The sequence below is a fragment of the Pseudomonas sp. RP-B7 genome, assembly GCF_059803535.1.
The window spans coordinates 1-17,491 of record NZ_JAPFHC010000038.1; the positions used below are offsets into that span (position 1 = coordinate 1).

13 protein-coding genes are annotated in these 17,491 nt (G+C 61.0%); 8 read left to right on the forward strand and 5 right to left on the reverse strand.

Annotated elements, in window-relative coordinates:
• Window positions 1–356: 356 nt before the first annotated feature.
• The 3 genes from OPU96_RS25250 (at window position 357) to lspA (ending at window position 3,665) form a co-directional block, all read left to right on the forward strand.
• Entirely contained in the window at window positions 357–1,454 is a 1,098-nt protein-coding gene (locus OPU96_RS25250; protein WP_192296390.1) for a carboxynorspermidine decarboxylase, read from the forward strand.
• A 28-nt stretch (window positions 1,455–1,482) separates the two neighbouring features.
• The gene (locus OPU96_RS25255; protein ID WP_226457497.1) at window positions 1,483–2,727 is read left to right on the forward strand and encodes a saccharopine dehydrogenase family protein; all 1,245 of its coding nucleotides are present in this window, start codon (window positions 1,483–1,485) and stop codon (window positions 2,725–2,727) included.
• A 434-nt stretch (window positions 2,728–3,161) separates the two neighbouring features.
• Window positions 3,162–3,665: a signal peptidase II gene (gene lspA / locus OPU96_RS25260; RefSeq protein WP_498559903.1), complete on the forward strand. Its 504-nt coding sequence runs from the start codon at window positions 3,162–3,164 to the stop codon at window positions 3,663–3,665.
• 43 nt (window positions 3,666–3,708) lie between these two features.
• Here the strand turns inward: lspA and glsB are convergent, their stop codons facing one another.
• The gene (gene glsB, locus OPU96_RS25265; RefSeq protein ID WP_192296393.1) at window positions 3,709–4,617 is read right to left on the reverse strand and encodes a glutaminase B; all 909 of its coding nucleotides are present in this window, start codon (window positions 4,615–4,617) and stop codon (window positions 3,709–3,711) included.
• Between the two features lie 293 nt (window positions 4,618–4,910).
• Here glsB and OPU96_RS25270 point away from each other — a divergent pair, with 293 nt between their 5' ends.
• Window positions 4,911–5,993 (forward strand): LLM class flavin-dependent oxidoreductase, encoded by a 1,083-nt coding sequence (locus tag OPU96_RS25270; RefSeq protein WP_226457495.1) that lies wholly within the window; start codon window positions 4,911–4,913, stop codon window positions 5,991–5,993.
• Between the two features lie 133 nt (window positions 5,994–6,126).
• Here the strand turns inward: OPU96_RS25270 and OPU96_RS25275 are convergent, their stop codons facing one another.
• Complete coding sequence (locus OPU96_RS25275; protein WP_305391028.1) at window positions 6,127–6,921, reverse strand: class II aldolase/adducin family protein; 795 nt, start codon at window positions 6,919–6,921, stop codon at window positions 6,127–6,129.
• A 198-nt stretch (window positions 6,922–7,119) separates the two neighbouring features.
• Entirely contained in the window at window positions 7,120–8,025 is a 906-nt protein-coding gene (locus tag OPU96_RS25280) for a LysR family transcriptional regulator (protein ID WP_192296396.1), read from the reverse strand.
• A gap of 214 nt (window positions 8,026–8,239) precedes the next feature.
• Between OPU96_RS25280 and OPU96_RS25285 the strand changes: the two genes are divergently transcribed.
• From OPU96_RS25285 to OPU96_RS25300, 4 genes are all read left to right on the forward strand, one after another.
• Complete coding sequence (locus OPU96_RS25285) at window positions 8,240–8,851, forward strand: cysteine dioxygenase family protein (RefSeq protein WP_226457493.1); 612 nt, start codon at window positions 8,240–8,242, stop codon at window positions 8,849–8,851.
• Window positions 8,848–10,431 (forward strand): rhodanese-related sulfurtransferase, encoded by a 1,584-nt coding sequence (locus OPU96_RS25290; RefSeq protein WP_498559904.1) that lies wholly within the window; start codon window positions 8,848–8,850, stop codon window positions 10,429–10,431. Before OPU96_RS25285 ends, OPU96_RS25290 begins: the two co-directional genes overlap by 4 nt.
• Before the next feature lie 108 nt (window positions 10,432–10,539).
• Window positions 10,540–12,114: an FAD-dependent oxidoreductase gene (locus tag OPU96_RS25295; RefSeq protein ID WP_498559905.1), complete on the forward strand. Its 1,575-nt coding sequence runs from the start codon at window positions 10,540–10,542 to the stop codon at window positions 12,112–12,114.
• 146 nt (window positions 12,115–12,260) lie between these two features.
• A complete protein-coding gene (locus tag OPU96_RS25300) occupies window positions 12,261–12,623 on the forward strand; it encodes a 4Fe-4S dicluster domain-containing protein (protein WP_226457490.1) in 363 nt (120 codons plus the stop codon).
• 8 nt (window positions 12,624–12,631) lie between these two features.
• Here OPU96_RS25300 and OPU96_RS25305 read toward each other — a convergent pair whose 3' ends face one another.
• Both OPU96_RS25305 and OPU96_RS25310 read right to left on the reverse strand, forming a co-directional pair.
• Entirely contained in the window at window positions 12,632–13,081 is a 450-nt protein-coding gene (locus OPU96_RS25305) for a hypothetical protein (protein WP_305391031.1), read from the reverse strand.
• A gap of 4 nt (window positions 13,082–13,085) precedes the next feature.
• Window positions 13,086–17,246, reverse strand: coding sequence for a toxin C-terminal domain-containing protein (locus tag OPU96_RS25310; protein ID WP_498559906.1), 4,161 nt, complete (start codon window positions 17,244–17,246; stop codon window positions 13,086–13,088).
• Between the last annotated feature and the right edge of the window lie 245 nt (window positions 17,247–17,491).

A 17,491-nucleotide genomic window follows, 5' to 3' on the forward strand; every position in this document is an offset into this window, starting at 1 on the left:
GCGAAGGCGGCGGATCAGGCGACATCTCTGCCTGCCGTGCCGCCGCTTTCGCAGCCTCGCCTAAGCTCGACAGCTCCACACAGGAGATTGGGTTTGCAGGCTGGAACAGGCATACACCGTTCAAAATGGCGGGTGATGCAGGAAGACCCAGGTGCCCGGATTCGGGGCGGCTTCGCCACCCGGCGCGGGGCAAGCCCGCTCACTACAAAAACGCTGTCGCTGCACGGACAGTCATACACCTGCGCTACGCTCGTAAACCAAGGGCAGCAAATTCCGCCCACTAACCTTCCGATTCGCCCCAAGTGCGGGCACAATGCGTGTCCTTTTTTGGCAGGCACCGCCGCAGGCTCTCAAAAATGATCAAAACGCCGTACTACCTCATCGATAAACAGAAGCTTCTGGTCAACATGCAGAAGATTGCTTACGTGCGCGAGCAGTCCGGCGCCAAGGCCCTGTTGGCGCTCAAGTGCTTCGCCACCTGGTCGGTGTTCGACCTGATGCAGCAATACATGGACGGCACTACGTCGTCGTCGCTGTACGAGCTCAAGCTCGGCCGCCAGAAGTTCGAAGGCGAAGCGCACGCCTACAGCGTGGCCTGGGCTGACGATGAAATTGAAGAGATGCTGGATAACTGCGACAAGATCATCTTCAACTCCATCAGCCAGTTGCAGCGCTTTGCCGAACGTTCCGCAGGCAAGACCCGCGGCCTGCGCGTGAACCCCCAGGTCAGCAGCTCCGACTACCTGCTGGCCGACCCGGCGCGTCCGTTCAGCCGCCTGGGCGAATGGGACCCGGTGAAGATCGAAGGCGTGATCGAGCAGATCTCCGGCTTCATGTTCCACAACAACTGCGAGAACGGCGACTTCAGCCTGTTCGACAAAATGCTCGGCACCATCGAAGAACGCTTCGGCGCGCTGCTGCACAAAGTCGAGTGGGTCAGCCTCGGCGGCGGCATCCATTTCACCGGCGACGACTATGACGTGGACGCGTTCTGCGCCCGCTTGAAAGCGTTCTCCGCCAAGTACGGCGTGCAGGTCTATCTGGAACCCGGCGAAGCGGCGATCACCAACAGCGCCTCCCTGGAAGTCACCGTGCTCGACACCCTCTACAACGGCAAGAACCTCGCCGTGGTAGACAGCTCCATCGAAGCCCACCTGCTGGACCTGCTGATCTATCGCCTCAACGCCAAGCTGGCGCCGAGCGATGGCGAACACACCGTGATGGTGTGCGGCAAATCCTGCCTGGCCGGGGACATCTTCGGCGAGTACCAATTTGATCGTCCGCTGGCCATCGGCGATCGGCTGTCGTTCATCGACACCGCGGGCTACACCATGGTCAAGAAAAATTGGTTCAACGGCCTGAAAATGCCGTCCATCGTAGTGAAACAACTCGACGGTACAGTCGAGGTGGTTCGTGAATTTGGTTACGACGACTACCTGTCCAGCCTTTCGTAAGCTGGCGGATATAGGAGAAAGAAAGCAATTGAAAAAGAACGTTCTTATCATTGGTGCAGGAGGTGTCGCCAAGGTGGTGGCCCACAAGTGCGCGCAGCACAACGACGAACTCGGTCGTATTGCTATCGCGTCGCGCAACATCTCCAAATGCCAGGCCATCATCGACAGCGTCAAGGCCAAGGGTAGCCTCAAAGTACCCGCCGAAATCAAAGCCTTCGCGCTGAACGCCCTGGACGTGGAAGCGACCAAGGCCCTGATCCGCGAGACCGAATCGCAGATCGTCATCAACGTCGGTTCCTCGTTCCTCAACATGTCGGTCCTGCGGGCCTGCATCGACACGGGCGTGGCTTACCTCGACACCGCCATCCACGAAGAGCCGGGCAAGGTCTGCGAGACCCCGCCGTGGTACGGCAACTACGAATGGAACCACCTGGAAGAGTGCAAACAGAAGAACATCACCGCCATCCTTGGCGTGGGCTTCGACCCAGGTGTCGTCAACGCGTATGCCGCGCTGGCGCAGCAACAGCATTTCGACCGCATTGATTCGATCGACATTCTCGACGTCAACGCCGGCTCCCATGGCAAATACTTCGCCACCAATTTCGACCCGGAAATCAACTTCCGCGAATTCACCGGACAGGTGTGGAGCTGGCAGAACAGCCAGTGGACCAGCAACACCATGTTCGAAGTCAAACGCACCGATGACCTGCCGGTTGTCGGTTCGCAGAACCTGTACCTGACCGGCCACGATGAAGTGCACTCGCTGTCGAAAAACCTCGACGTGCCCAACGTGCGTTTCTGGATGAGCTTCGGCGAACACTACATCAACGTGTTTACCGTGCTGAACAAGCTCGGCCTGCTCTCCGAAAAACCGGTCACCACCGCCGAAGGCCTGGAAGTCGTGCCGTTGAAACTGGTCAAGGCCGTACTGCCCGACCCGTCTTCGCTGGCGCCCGGCTACACCGGCAAGACCTGCATCGGCGACCTGGTCAAGGGCACCAAGGATGGCAAGGCACGCGAAGTGTTCATCTACAACGTAGCCGATCACGAAGAAGCGTTTGCCGAGACCGACAGCCAGGGCATCTCCTACACCGCAGGCGTTCCGCCGGTGGCCGCAGCGCTGCTGGTAGCCCGTGGCGAGTGGGACGTGCAACGCATGGCCAACGTTGAAGAACTGCCGGCCGAGCCGTTCCTGAAAGCACTGGATGTGATGGGCCTGCCGACCCGGATCAAGGACGAGCACGGGGATCGTGCATGGGATGCGATTGCCTGACAGGCGATAGCGGACCGAACAAAAAATGCGCCTTCAGGGGCGCATTTTTTGTTTGGGGAAAACACAGCCCTCATGACCAATCAGATCAAATGTGGGAGCTGGCAGTGCCTGGGCGATCTTCAGCCGAACACTCACTATCCAGCAACACCGATCCACTGTGAGAGCGGGCTTGCCCGCGAATGCGGTGGGTCAGTTAAAGGTAGACTGGCTGACACACTGTCATCGCAGGCAAGCCAGCTCCCACATTTAAATATCAGGGCCTGTTATTCCAGGCTACGAGCTGAATGGCTCAGCGCTCTCGAGCACTGCAACAACGCCCGCTCACGACACAACGCGTTTGCAAGAGAGATCCGTGCGGGCAGGACATAGACGCCACAAAGCGCCTGGGCTATCTTCTGGCGCCCTCTCACAGACCCGGAACAGGAAGTTACCGCTTGAGCACGTCATCCCTACTGCGCGGCCGCACCTTCGCCCTCCTCGCGGGCATCGCCTTTATTGCCGTGGACCAACTGGTCAAACTGCTGGCCCTGGTGTCGCTGCAAACCCGGAGTTTCAAATTCGGCTCCAACCCGTTCAATCTGGCGCTGGAACTGAGCCTGAATCCAGGCGCGTTCCTGAGCCTGGGCGCGGCGCTGCCGCCTCAGGTCAAACAACTGATCTTTATCGTCGGCGTGGCAATCGTGGTGGCCTGGGCGATGGGCTGGTCCTTGTCCAACTGGAGCCAACCGTTGCGCAAGGTCTTGCCGCTCTACGCCATTGCCCTGGGCGGTATCGCCAACCTGATCGACCGCGTCTTCCGTGACGGCCACGTGGTCGACTACATGGTGCTGAATGTGGGACCGACGCATACCGGCGTGTTCAACCTCGCCGACATCGCAATCACCGTCGGGGCGTTGTTCTTGATGCTGGATCTGTTTATGAAGCCGCGCAAAGCCTAAGCTTCAAGGGGATTTACGGCAGTGACCGCAAATCCCCGAACTGTCAGAACACCGACCAGCCAATCCGCTCGCTCAACAACTCCAACGCCTTGATCCCCGCCAGCGAATTCCCCGCCGCGTTCAACTCCGGCGACCACACGCACACCGTAAACTGCCCAGGCACCACCGCAACGATCCCGCCGCCTACGCCGCTCTTGCCGGGCAAGCCTACGCGATAGGCAAAGTTGCCCGCCTCGTCATACAGCCCGCTGGTGGCCATGATCGAGTTGACCTGCTTGGTCTGGCGCGCGGTGAGGATCTGTTCGCCGCTGTGGGCGCTCACGCCTTCGTTGGCCAGGAAGCTGAACGCCTTGGCCAGATCCAGGCAACTCATTTGCAGCGCGCAATAGTTGAAGTAGCTGTGCAGCACCGCGTCCACATCGTTGTGGAAGTTGCCGAACGATTTCATCAGATAGGCCATGGCCGCATTGCGTGCGCCGTGCTGGGCTTCCGATTCGGCGACAGTGCTGTTGACCAGGATCTGCGGGTTGCCCGACAGCCGCCGGACAAAATCGCGCATCGACAGGATCGGCACCGCGAAGCGCGACTGGTTGATGTCGCAGATCACCAACGCACCGGCGTTGATAAAGGGATTGCGCGGCCGACCACGTTCGAATTCCAGCTGCACCAGCGAGTTGAACGGCTGCCCCGATGGCTCGTGGCCCAGGCGCTCCCAGATGGTTTCGCCACCATGGTCGATGGCCTGCACCAGGCTGAATACCTTGGAAATACTCTGCACCGAAAACAGTGTTTCAGCGTCACCTGCACAGTAGGCCGTACCGTCGTTACCGTACACGGCGATCCCCAATTGATTGGCCGGCACGTCGGCCAGCGCGGGGATATAGTCGGCGACTTTACCGAGGCCGATCAGTGGGCGCACTTCGTCGAGAATCGACGAAAGCATCACCTGCATGTCTTGTCCTGTCATCTGTCTTGGAATCATTGATAAGCGGGTCGCGGAGGATACTGCAATGCGCGCGCAAGCCCCACACAATCTCTACCACCTGCCCAAAGCTTGGGAGAAATGACCTGACCCGCCAAAAATGCAAAATACTGATACATGTCACAAAATATGATTCAACATTTTAATAATTAGGTTAGAACCAAACGGCATTTTACAGCCCCGCCCCCTGCCCCTACTTTGGACGCGAACAACCGACCCCCTGCCCGGTGGAGGTGCCCTCCCGCACGATAGAAGGACAGACCATGAGCATTGAATTCATCGGCTACATTGGCGGCCACCACGCTTCCGAGATCCACCCGCGCAGCGGCCCAACCCTGCAACCGGATTACGTCGAGACCGTGGCCCGCGCCCACGAAGAGGCCGGCTTCGACCGCGCCCTGGTGGCGTTCCACTCCAACAGCCCGGACAGCACGCTGATTGCCTCCCACGCCGCCAGCGTCACAGAGAAACTGCAATTTCTCATCGCCCACCGCCCCGGCTTCGCCCAACCGACGTTGGCGGCACGCCAGTTCACCACCCTCGACGTGTTCAACGGCGGGCGCACCGCCGTGCACATCATCACCGGCGGTGACGACCGCGAACTGCGCGCCGATGGCAGCCATATCGGCAAGGACGAACGCTACGCACGCACCGACGAATACCTGAGCGTGGTGCGCCAGGAATGGACCAGCGAGCAGCCGTTTGATTTCGCAGGCACCTACTACCAGGTCGAAGGCGCGCACTCCACGGTGAAGTCGCCGCAACAGCCGCATATCCCACTGTACTTCGGCGGCTCGTCCGCTGCCGCCATTGCCGTCGCCGGCAAACATGCCGACGTGTATGCGCTGTGGGGTGAAACCTACGAACAAGTGCGCGAGATCGTCACCCAGGTGCGCGCCGAAGCGGCCAAGCACGGGCGTACGATTCGCTTCAGCCTGTCGTTGCGACCGATCCTCGCCGAGACCGAAGAGCTTGCCTGGGAGAGGGCTGACAGCATCCTGCAACAGGCCACCGCACTGGCCGAGAAAAATGGTTTTGTGCGCCGTGAACCGCCGAACGAAGGCTCGCGCCGCTTGCTGGCAGCAGCGGCGCAGGGATCGCGGCTGGATAAGCGCTTGTGGACCGGGATTGCCGGGCTGCTTGGCGCCCAAGGCAACTCCACTGCGCTGGTGGGCACCGCCGAGCAAGTCGCCGAAGCCTTGGTGGACTACTACGACCTGGGCATCACTACGTTCCTGATTCGCGGGTTTGATCCACTGAACGATGCCATCGATTACGGCAAGCGCCTGATCCCCCTCACCCGCCAGTTGATTGCCGAGCGCGAGCAGGCCCAGCAAGTAGCATAAGCAAGAACACTGCAAAACAATGTGGGAGCTGGCTTGCCTGCGATGCAAACACCTCGGTTGTTCAGATGCACCGAGTTGATGCTATCGCAGGCAAGCCAACTCCCACATTTTTAGATCTGCTGCGTGCCGAGAATCAGTTTTTGTAGTCGGTGTCGGTACGTTCCAACTGCCGCACCAGCGCATTCCAATGCCGCGCTACGCCCGGGCCTTCACCGCTGGCGTGCGCCTTGGCCTGCTGCTCGACTTTTTCCACCACCTCCTTGGGCGGAAAGATCAACTCCGCATTCCCCGCCGCCTGTGCCGCGACCTGGATATTGCACGCACGCTCCAACTGCTGCAGCTGCTGGAACGCATGCTCAACGCTGATGCCGGCGGTCAACAAGCCGTGGTTGCGCAGGATCATCACGCTCTTGTCGCCCAGGTCCGCCACCAGTCGCTCGCGCTCGTCCAGGTCCAGGGCAATGCCTTCATACCCGTGATACGCCACGCGGCCGGAGAAACCGATGGAGTGCTGGGAGATCGGCAGCAACCCGTCCTTCTGCGCCGACACGGCAATGCCGTCGCGGGTATGGGTGTGCAACACCGCTTGCAAGTCGTGGCGTGCGCCATGGATCGCGCTGTGGATCACGTAGCCGGCGTAGTTGATGCCCAGGCCGGTCGGGTCGTCGACAATAGTGCCGTCGAGGTCAACCTTGACCAGGTTGGAGGCGTTGATTTCATCGAACAACAGGCCAAAGGCGTTGATCAGGAAATGCTCGTCCGGGCCGGGGACACGGGCGGAGAAGTGGGTGTAAATGTGATCGGTCCACTTGTACAAGGCCGCCAGGCGGTAGGCGGCGGCCAGTTTGACGCGCACTTCCCATTCTTGTGGAGTGACACGCTGGCGGACATTGCTGGAAACGTTGGAAATCGAGGTGACGCTGCTCATGGCAAAACTTCCTGGATGGCCTTAAGGACTTCCAGGCAAGCCTAGGGGATGGATAAAAATAATAAAAAGCACATTTTAATCTAAGCTAATTATTATTTTTTTTCATAAAAAATCAGGCAACAACACAGAACGAATGTGGGAGCAGGCCTGTGTGGGAGCGAGCAAGCCCGCTCCCACAATAAGCCGCTTTCACTGGGGTTATGCGGCGTCGCGGATCTTGTGCAGGGAAGCGGCGACCAACTTGCCAAACGCATCCACCGGCCCCTGCAAGTTGCCCAGGAAGTGCGGATAGATCAGCCACAAATCCATCACCGGCTTGAAATCCTTGAGCGGCATCACCGCCAGTTGCTCGCGATGGACGCTACGCTCCAGCAGCGGCCGCGGCACCAAACCCAGGCCCAGACCATCCGCCACCAGGCCCAATTGCAGCTCGGTGCCAAAGGTTTCCAGGTTCACCCGCAACGCCAGCCCCTGGTCGGACAAGGTGCGCTGCAACCCGGCGCGAAAACCGCAGCCATCCGGGTTCAAGATCCAACCGTTCTGATACACATCCGCCAGCTTGCAGGGCTTCTTTGGCAGTTGCGCCTTGGCGCACACCACCACCAGCTCCATCTTGCCGATGGACTCACCGACCACGTTGTCGGGGAAGATCTTGCCTGCCGGGAACAACGCCGCCGCCGCATCCAGCTCGCCGCGTTCGATCTTGCCGACCAGTTGGCTGCCCCAGCCAGTGGCAACCTGGGCGCGCAGGTCGGCGTATTCGGTGCGCAGGTGCTTGAGCGCATCCAGCAGCACCACGTCGCCGATGGTCTGCGGCACACCCAGGCGCAACAGGCCGGTGGGCGGTGCGTCGGTGGCGACCAGTTCCCGCAGCGCATCCATCTCGCGCAGGATCAGCCGGCACTGCTCATACACGCGGGTGCCGATCAGCGTTGGTTTGAGCGGCTTGGTATTACGGTCGAACAGTTCCACCCCCAGCGCTTGCTCGAAGTTCTGTACGCGACGGGTGATGGCGGGCTGGGTCAGTTGCAAGGATTCGGCGGCATGGCTGATGGACTGGCAACGGATCACTTCGACAAAGGCGTCTATATCGTCAATTTTCATTTGGGCCGCACATAGAGATCAGTCATTAAGATGTGTGCGAAGCATAGTTGCAGGAACGCTATCTGGATAGTCCACGCTGTGATCGATAACGTCTAAGCCTAGTCAACCCAGTTCTAAATTACCTTCAGCTATAAGCTAATCATTAAAAAATAGCATATTAACTATAAACATTATGCTTAGATAACTTCTATCAACACCGACTGATGGAATTGCCATGACCCAGGCCAAGCACCCCGAAAGACTCAGAGCCTTTATAGGCGCCCTGGCGGAACTGATCGACGGCAATCCACGCGAAGGCGACCTGCTGCACCGTGGCGGCAAGCTACTGGCGCAACTGGTCAGCCATGATGACTGGCTGCCGGATGAATTCGCCCAACCCAACCCCGAGCGCTACCAGCAATTTCTGCTGCACGCCGATTCGCGCCAGCGCTTCAGCATCGTCAGTTTCGTGTGGGGGCCGGGCCAAAGCACGCCGATTCACGACCACCGGGTGTGGGGCCTGATCGGCATGTTGCGCGGCGCGGAGTTTTCCCAAGGCTTCGCACGTGCGCCCGACGGCAGCCTGGTCGCCGAAGGCAAGCCGATTGAATTGGTGCCCGGCCAGGTTGAAGCGGTGTCGCCCAAGGTCGGTGACATCCACCAGGTGAGCAACGCCTACAGCGACCAGGTGTCCATCAGCATCCATGTGTACGGCGCCAATATCGGCGCGGTGCGCCGTGCGGTGTATCAGCCCGACGGCAGCGAGAAACCGTTTATCTCCGGTTATTCCAACGCCTTCCTCCCGAACATCTGGGATTTGTCCAAAGAAAAGAGCCCTGCCCTATGAGCACCGTATCGACCCTGAACTTCGCCCAGATCCGCCAGGCCCTGCTGGACCGTCACGAAATCGCCCTGGTCGATGTGCGTGAAGAGGCGCCCTTCGCCGAATCCCACCCGTTGTTTGCCGCGAATATCCCGCTGTCCAAGCTGGAACTGGAGGTGTACTCGCGCATTCCGCGGCGTGACACCCAGGTCACCGTGTACGACAACGGCGAAGGCCTGGCTGCCCGCGCCGCCGAGCGCCTGGTTGCCCTGGGCTACACCCGGGTCAGCCTGCTCGACGGCGGCCTGGACGGTTGGCGCAAGGCCGGCGGCGAGCTGTTCATCGACGTCAACGTGCCGAGCAAGGCCTTTGGCGAACTGGTGGAAAGCCAGCGTCACACGCCGTCCCTGGCCGCCGAAGAAGTGCAGGCGCTGCTCGACAGCAACGCCGACGTGGTAGTGCTCGACGCCCGCCGCTTCGACGAATACCAGACCATGAGCATCCCCACCGGCATCAGCGTGCCCGGTGCCGAACTGGTGTTGCGCGCCCGTGAACTGGCGCCCGACCCGGCCACGCGCATCATCGTCAACTGCGCCGGACGCACTCGCAGCATCATCGGCACGCAGTCACTGATCAACGCCGGCGTGGCCAACCCGGTGTCGGCGCTGCGCAACGGCACCATCGGCTGGACCCTGGCCGGGCAGAAACTCGCCCACGGCCAATCGCGCCGCTTTGCGCCGACGTCGGAAGAACATCGCCAAGTGGCCGCGGCCGATGCGCGCCGCGTCGCCGACAGGGCGCGAGTCGGCCGCGCCACGCTGGCTGACCTGCACAGTTGGCAGCAACAGGCGCACCGCACCACCTACCTGTTCGATGTGCGCACCCCGGAAGAATTCGAAGCCGGTCACCTGCCGGGCGCACGCTCCACGCCGGGCGGCCAGTTGGTGCAGGAAACCGACCACGTCGCCAGCGTGCGCGGGGCGCGGATCGTGCTGGCGGATGACGACGGTGTGCGCGCCAACATGTCCGCCTCCTGGCTCGCGCAACTGGGCTGGGACGTGCATGTGCTGGACGACCTGCAAGCAGCGCACTTCAGCGAGCAAGGGCCGTGGGTCGCACCGGTCCCGGCGCCGCCGCAAGCCGAGTTGATCAGCCCGCACACCCTTGCCGAATGGCAGGCACATGGCGACACCGTGGTGCTGGATTTCACCGCCAGCGCCAATTACGTCAAACGCCATATCCCCGGCGCCTGGTGGGTCCTGCGCGCGCAACTACCCGCTGCCCTGGCAGAGGCGCCCGTGGCCGAGCGTTACGTGCTGACCTGCGGCAGCAGCCAGTTGGCGCGCCTGGCGGTGGCAGAAGTCGAAGCCATCACCGGCAAGCAAGTGTTCCTGCTCGAAGGCGGCACCGCTGCCTGGATCAATGCGCAACTGCCGCTGGAAGAAGGTGAAAGCCACCTTGCCTCGCCGCGCATCGACCGCTATCGCCGCCCGTACGAAGGCACCGACAACCCCAAGGAAGCCATGCAGGCCTACCTGGATTGGGAATTCGGCCTGGTGGCCCAACTGGCCCGCGACGGCACCCATGGTTTTTTCGTCATCTGATCAACCCCATCTGCACCCACGCCGGGTGCAGGCCCCACATCCGCCCCTTCTCCAGGCGCAAGCTGAGCCCAATCGGCCCGTTCGCGCCGTTCGGCTGTGGCGGTGCGTATGACTACACGCGCCTGGCGTACAACTTCCGAGGCCGCTGAGATGACTGAGTTGAGCTGCGATGTAGTGATCGTCGGCGGCGGTTTGGCGGGCACCTGGGCCGCCATCGCTGCGGCCCGCGAAGGGGTCAAGGTCATCCTGGTGGACAAGGGCTACTGCGGCACCAGCGGCGTCACCGCCACGGCCGGTCCCGGCCATTGGTGGGTGCCACCGGGCGCGCGGGAAGCCGCCATCGACAAACGCCTGGCCACCGCCTACGGCCTGGCCGATGCACGCTGGATGGCCCGTGCCATCGACACCACCTGGACCAGCCTGCCGGGCCTGCGCGACTACTACGCCTTCGCGCAAAACGACCAGGGCGAAACCCAATACCGTGGCCTGCGCGGCCCGGAGTACCTGCGCGGCCTGCGTCGCCGGGTACTCGACAGCGGCGTGACGATCCTCGACCACCACCCGGCCCTGGAACTGCTGCGCGACGACAACGGCCGCGTGGTCGGTGCCCGTGGCTGGCGGCGCCAGGCCGGTGGCGACTGGTTGATCCGCACTGGCGCGGTGGTACTGGCCACCGGCGGCTGCGCGTTCCTCTCGCGTCTGCTGGGCAACCACACCAACACCGGCGACGGCTACCTGATGGCCGCCGAAGCCGGTGCCGAACTGTCGGGCATGGAGTTTTCCAACTACTACTGCATCGCGGCGGCGGGCAGCAGCATGACCCGTTCGATGGTGTACAGCTTCGGCGACTACTTCGACGCAGCGGATCGGCCCTTGGCAATCAGCGGCGGCCCCGGCTTTACCGAGGATTTGGCCCGGGCGCTGCTCAACGGCCCGGTGTATTGCCGCTTGAATCGGGTGCCTGCGGATATTCGTGCACAACTGCCGAGTATCCAGCCCAACCTGATGCTGCCGTTTGATCGGCACGGGGTTGATCCGTATCGACAGCGGTTTGCCGTGACCTTGCACCCCGAGGGCACCATCCGTGGGGTGGGCGGTTTGCGTTTGCTGAACGACGACTGCCAGACCAGCGTGCCCGGCGTATTCGCCGCCGGCGACGCGGCCAGCCGTGAACCGATTGCCGGTGCGACGTCCGGGGGCGGTGCGCAGAACTCGGCGTGGGCGTTGTCCACGGGGCAGTGGGCTGGGCGGGGAGCGGCGCGGCTGGCCAGGCAGCGCGCGGCTTATCACGGTGCAGTGCGCGGCTTTGATGGCGTTGCCGGCGGCAGCGCGCAGTTGATTCAACGCATCCAGGCCGAGGTTCACCCGCTGGACAAAAACCTCTTCCGCAGCGGCGCGCAACTCGACCGTTCACTGCGCGAACTCGACAACATCTGGGATCAGGTGCGCGCCACCGCCCCCTCAACCAACCCCCTGCGTGACCGCGAAACCGCCGCCATGGCCGCCACGGCGCGCTGGTGCTACACCGCAGCGGCGCAGCGCAAGGAAAGCCGTGGCATGCACCAGCGTAGCGACACACCGCAGCAAAGCGCCCTATACGACGCGCACTTGCGCATATCCGGCGTCGATCAGGTGCACACACGTTTCGACCCCATCCCCCCTACCCCCACACAACCCATGTAGTGAGCGGGCTTGCCCGCGCTGGGTGGCGAAGCCGCCCCAAACCCAGGCACCTCGGCCTTGCTGATACACCGCGGCGTCTGGATTCGGGGCGGCTTCGCCACCCGGCGCGGGGCAAGCCCGCTCACTACAGAATGAGGTAATTATTGGTGATTGAACTGATCTACTCCGACCTCTGCAACGGCTGCGGCCAATGCGTCACCGTGTGCCCCACCAACGTGCTGGCGCTGAGCCCCCAGGGCAAACCCCGGATCGCCGACCAACAGGCGTGCCAGACCTGCTTCATGTGCGAGCTGTATTGCCGCAGCGACGCACTCTACGTCGACCCGGACGCCGAACAACTGCGTCACCCCGATGCGCAGGCAGTGCGCGCGGCGGGGTTGTTGGGCCAATATCGGCGGGATTCGGGGTGGGATGAGTGGGCGCAGGACCCGGCTCATCGCAATGAGCATTGGCGGATGGATGGGATATTTGCGTTGGCGCGGGAGGTTGGTAGTGGTTTGAAGCAATAACGCTGATTTCAAACCTGCTGATCGATATAAGGCGATTGAAAAACCTCAAAATTCAATTTGCTTTTTTCATGTGGGAAGCAAGAGGCTGCATCAACTTCAGAGACCAGGTACATGTAATAGTCATAGCCAAAATGAAATTCACATATTGACGACTTCAGCTTGCACCAAATTCTTTCTCTCAAAACAGCTTCAACAACAGATGCCAGCCCATCCACTTCAATTTCTTGCCCTTCAGTGTAGGGCTCACAATCCGAATTCAATTCAAGACCACTCACTGTCAGCGAGGAAACGCGCAAGCAGCGAGAGATGGCAATTATCGTTTGTACATAGTCGGTTTCGACAGCCAGATACTCCTCCTCCGAGACGGTTTTTCCAATATCATAAAAGCTGGTCCACTCATCATCTGGGCGCTCGCTGCCCAGGTGACCATACTTTGTTATCCGATAAGAATATTTCATGCCTCTAGTCGCCTATTCGATTCAGGTTTTCGTCAAACGTACCGGACCTGGTTCTCTTGGAGCCCAGGTTTCTAACGCTGTCAGCTGCTTTCCAGTACCCTCCATTATGTTTATCTACATCTGGCGTTATGTACTTAAGCTTGATCGGTGCCCTATTGTTCAAAAACACGGGTTGACCGTGTGACCGCTCGTTGATTTTTTTATATTTTAAGCGCCTCGCAGAATCAGCATGGACGCAGCTCCAGCCTTTTGGATCCACCCATCCGAACGGGTTAGGAGCATACACATAAAGATTTATCCCCCCCACCAACCCAACCGGATCCGGCGTCGTGAACCGCCCCACATCCGGATCATAAAACCGAAACGTGTTGTAGTGCAGCCCGATCTCCCGGTCCAGGTATTGCCCCTGGAACCGCAGGTTCTGCTCTTCAAGAAAGTGCGCCTCACGCACCTCTTCAAGCGTGTTCCCCCACACCCGATACTGCGCCTTCCACACGGTTCCCCCGTCGGTTTCGGTCAGCTCTTCAGGTAGCCCATTCAGGTCGTTGTGGTAGTAACGCACCCGCTGCTGCTCGCCCGTACCGTCCACCCGGGCCAGCGGTGCGTGGCTGTGTTCTTCGTAAAGATAGAGGCTGGTCTGGCCATGCCGATGCTCTTGGAGCAGGCGCAAGCCGTCCCACTCAAAGCGGGTTTCGCCGAGTAGATAACCGCGGCTGTCGTGTTCGGTTTTGGCTACGCGCCGGCCCAGTGGGTCGTAGGTCATGCGCACCACGTTGCCGTTGTCGTTGTGCACTTCGATCAGGCGGTGTTCGGCATCGTAGGCAAAGCGTTGCACGCCCCGCGCCCGGCTGCGTTTTTCGAGCAGCCGGCCGAAGCCGTCGTATCGGTAGTGCTTGTCCTGGTAGGTTAGCAGTCGGTTATCCCGCACAAGTCCGGTGCCGTCGAGCAGGTTGGCGGCGGCGTCGTAGGCGAAGGTTTCGTGTTGGCCTCTCACGCTGCCCTGACTGGCGAGGATGCGGCCGGTGGCGTCGTAGTGCAGCAGTTGGCGATGGTTGCGATGGGGTTCGACGCGACCGATCAGGTTGTCGGCTGGGTCGTATTCGTAGTGCGTTTGTACAGTGGCCGACAGTTGAGACTGACGCGTGCGCGTTCGCAGGCGACCGCTGCGGTCGTAGGCGTGGCGAGTACTGAGCCGGCCTTGGGTACGCAGGACTTCGCGATGCAGGCGGTCGCGTTCGAAGTCGCTGATGACTTGGCCGTCCAGGTTGATCTGGTGCAGGTGGCCGCTGCCGTAGTAAAGGCGGTTGAGCCAGCGGCCATCGGGCAGTTGCGTCTGGCTCAAGTTGCCGAGTTCATCATAGTGGTGTTGCAGCTTGCCGGTAGCACTCTGCTCGCACGTCAGTTGGCCTAGCGCGTCATAGGCAAAACCCAGTGCTTGAGCATTGCCTTGCCGGTCGGTGGTGGTGACGTCGGTGAGTTGGTCCAACGCGTCGTAGGTGTATTCGGTTCGGCCCTCGTCAGTCTCCTTGATCCGCATACGCCCAACAGCGTCGCGTTGCAGGCGATGCACGGTAGGAGATGCGTCATCCCGCGGGACGTATTCGACGGAGACCACGTTATCCAGCGCGTCATAGGCATAACGCCGTGCACTGCCATCGAGGTCTTGCTGTTGCGTGAGTCGATCGCCCTGGTCCCAGGCGAAGCGATAGTGCTCGCCGTTTTCGTTGGTCAGGGTTTGCAATCGACCGTAGGCATCGTGCCGATATTCGATCTGGCGGCCATGGGCATCAATGCGCCGCACCAGCTGCCCGCGCCGATCATATTGGTAGCGGGTAGTGTGGCCCGCCGCATCGGTGTAGGCGCTCAACTGACCACTGGTGTTGCGCAGGTAATGTTCAATGTAACCGTAGGGCCGTTCGATTTGCAGCAATCGGCCGTGGCTGTCGTGTTGATAACGCTGGCGTTCACCGACTGCATCGATAAGGGTTTGTAAATGACCTCGACGGTCGTACTCGAACCTTGTGGCATAGCCCGAACAATCGACCTGCTCGATCAACTGCCCGGTTTCATTCCAGCGCTGGATTTTGCGCTTGCCCGTGGCGTCGGTGATTTCGATGACCTGCCCAACTCCATCATGGCGATAGCGCACAACGTGCCCCAGCGGGTCGGTTTCACTGACGCAATTGCCGCGTTGATCGTATCGATACTGCCAGCTGTGGCCGGCTGCATCGGTTTCAACCAATGGCAGCGACCAGTGTTCCAGCCACACCGTCGATTCAATACGGCCCAGCGGATCTTGTGTGCTGCACAGGTTGCCGGATTCGTCGTAGCCGAATCGCCACTGGCCACCCAGAGGATCGGTAGCCCCCAACAACTGGCGCTCGTCATTCCAATCGAACTGCCAGGTGTGCCCCAGGTTGTCGGTGTATTCGGTGATCTGGTACTGCGGGTTCCACTTGCGGGTGCTGACCCGTTGCAAGCCATCGGTAATCCGCGTAAGCCCGACTAGCAGGTCGTAGTCAAACTGATAATCGTCGCCCTCATCGGTCCAGTGCCGTACCACTCGCCATTCACGGTCGTCCACGCAGGCCCATTGGTAAAAGCAGCGCAGGCCGGTGGGCAGTTGGTGTTCGACCATGCGCTGGCCGCTGTCATAGGCGAAGCGGCGCTGAACATGCCCATCGGCATCGCGCACGGCTGCAAGATCGCCGTGCGTATCGTAGGTATAGCTGGAGAGCGTTTCACGACGGTGATCGGGGTACAGGCGCTCGATCTGTTCGACACGGCGGGGCCATTGCTGGCTGTAGCTCAGCTCGATTCGCACAACGCCAAAGGTATCGCGCAACTGGCTCAGGCGGCCCTGATCGTCATAGTCGAGGAAAACGCGGTTGTCATTGCGATCTCCCCACTGGCCCAAGCGCAAATGCGCAGGGTTGTCCGGTGTGGGTTCGAACAGCCGATACAGCCCGTCGACACGCTCAATCAGCAGGTGGCCGCTGGCATGGCGGCGTACGCTCAAGCCTTCGCCGGCGCTGAACACCGCAGCACCTAGCGGGATCACGCCCATGTCGATCTGCCGAGCCTGCTCGTCGGTGTAGATCAGCCGTTCGCCGCCTTCGGGATGCGGGCCCATTTCGACGAAAACCTCATAGGCCACACTCCAATTCGCACCGAACAGACCGTTACGGCGCTCATTCCGGCTGCTGTAATAGCGCTGCCACTCGATTGGCAACAGGCCAGGCAATGCAAAATCCAGGTCGTCGTCACCGTCGAGAATCTTCGCCCCCGTGGCGCAGTGCACCGGGTTGGGCGAGCCGCGCACTGCTGACGCAAGCGCGTTGCTCACCTGCCCTGTGCCCCACGACACCAACCCACCCACCGTCATACAGGGCAATGTGCTGAAGAACTTCGCCCCACCACCGCGCGATGCCAACAACGCCGTTACCGCCAGCCCTACACCCGGCGCCTTGCCGCTGCGAATCTCACGCACCACCACCGGCGCGCCGCCGATGACCACGTTGGACGAAATCTGCACCTTGCCCACCGTGGCTTCGCAGGTGCTTCTGTCCCCACTGCGCACGGCGGGCTGGCCGTTGATGAATACCTTGCTGGAACCTTCGGCGAGGTACTGCTCCGGCATGGGCGGGTGTTTAGTGCAGTCGACGGTATCGGCAGGACAAGGCACAGCGCCCGCCACCGGCGCAGCGACCGTAGGACGCCAGAGCTGAGAGAGAAAACCTTCGGCGATATCCAGATAAGTCGGTTCACTGCCCGCTTCTGCCACGGCGGCGGCGACTTTCCCGGCCGCCCGCGCTGCCGGTTTGCCGTTGATAAACACATCCGGCGAACCGCTGCTGATGAATGCATCGATGACGGGTGGGAAGAGTGCGTTGGCGAAAGACTCACATATTCGCGCAAGGCCACGGCCTGCACCGGTCACCCCCATGCCCAACCCGACCACCACACCAACCACGGCCCCCAGCACCACACAGCCCAAGCCGCCGGTGGCCACGGCAATCCCCGTCGCGGCCACCACCGCCGCCGTGGCCAGCGCGGTCACCGCTATGTTCGCCGCGATCTCCAGCACGCCACCGAACACGTCCGCCAGCAGGGGGCTGTGTAACAGCGCATCGCCCTCGCGGGCGGCCCACAGCGTATCCGTCATGCGTAACGATCCTTGTCAGAAAAGCCCCGGATCAAATCACGCAGTTTGCCCCTTGCTCAGGTGAGACTTTCCGAGTCGCTCGTAGGAAAGCTCTGGAGAACCACACCACCAAATGCAATAAGAGAATAATCAAACTATTAATAATGAATTATTTTGATAATTACCATATAACCAAAAAGAACTTCACAGCGAGTTTTTATGGGAATAACGTTAACCCAATCACCGACCCCTTCTCCAGGCGGAGG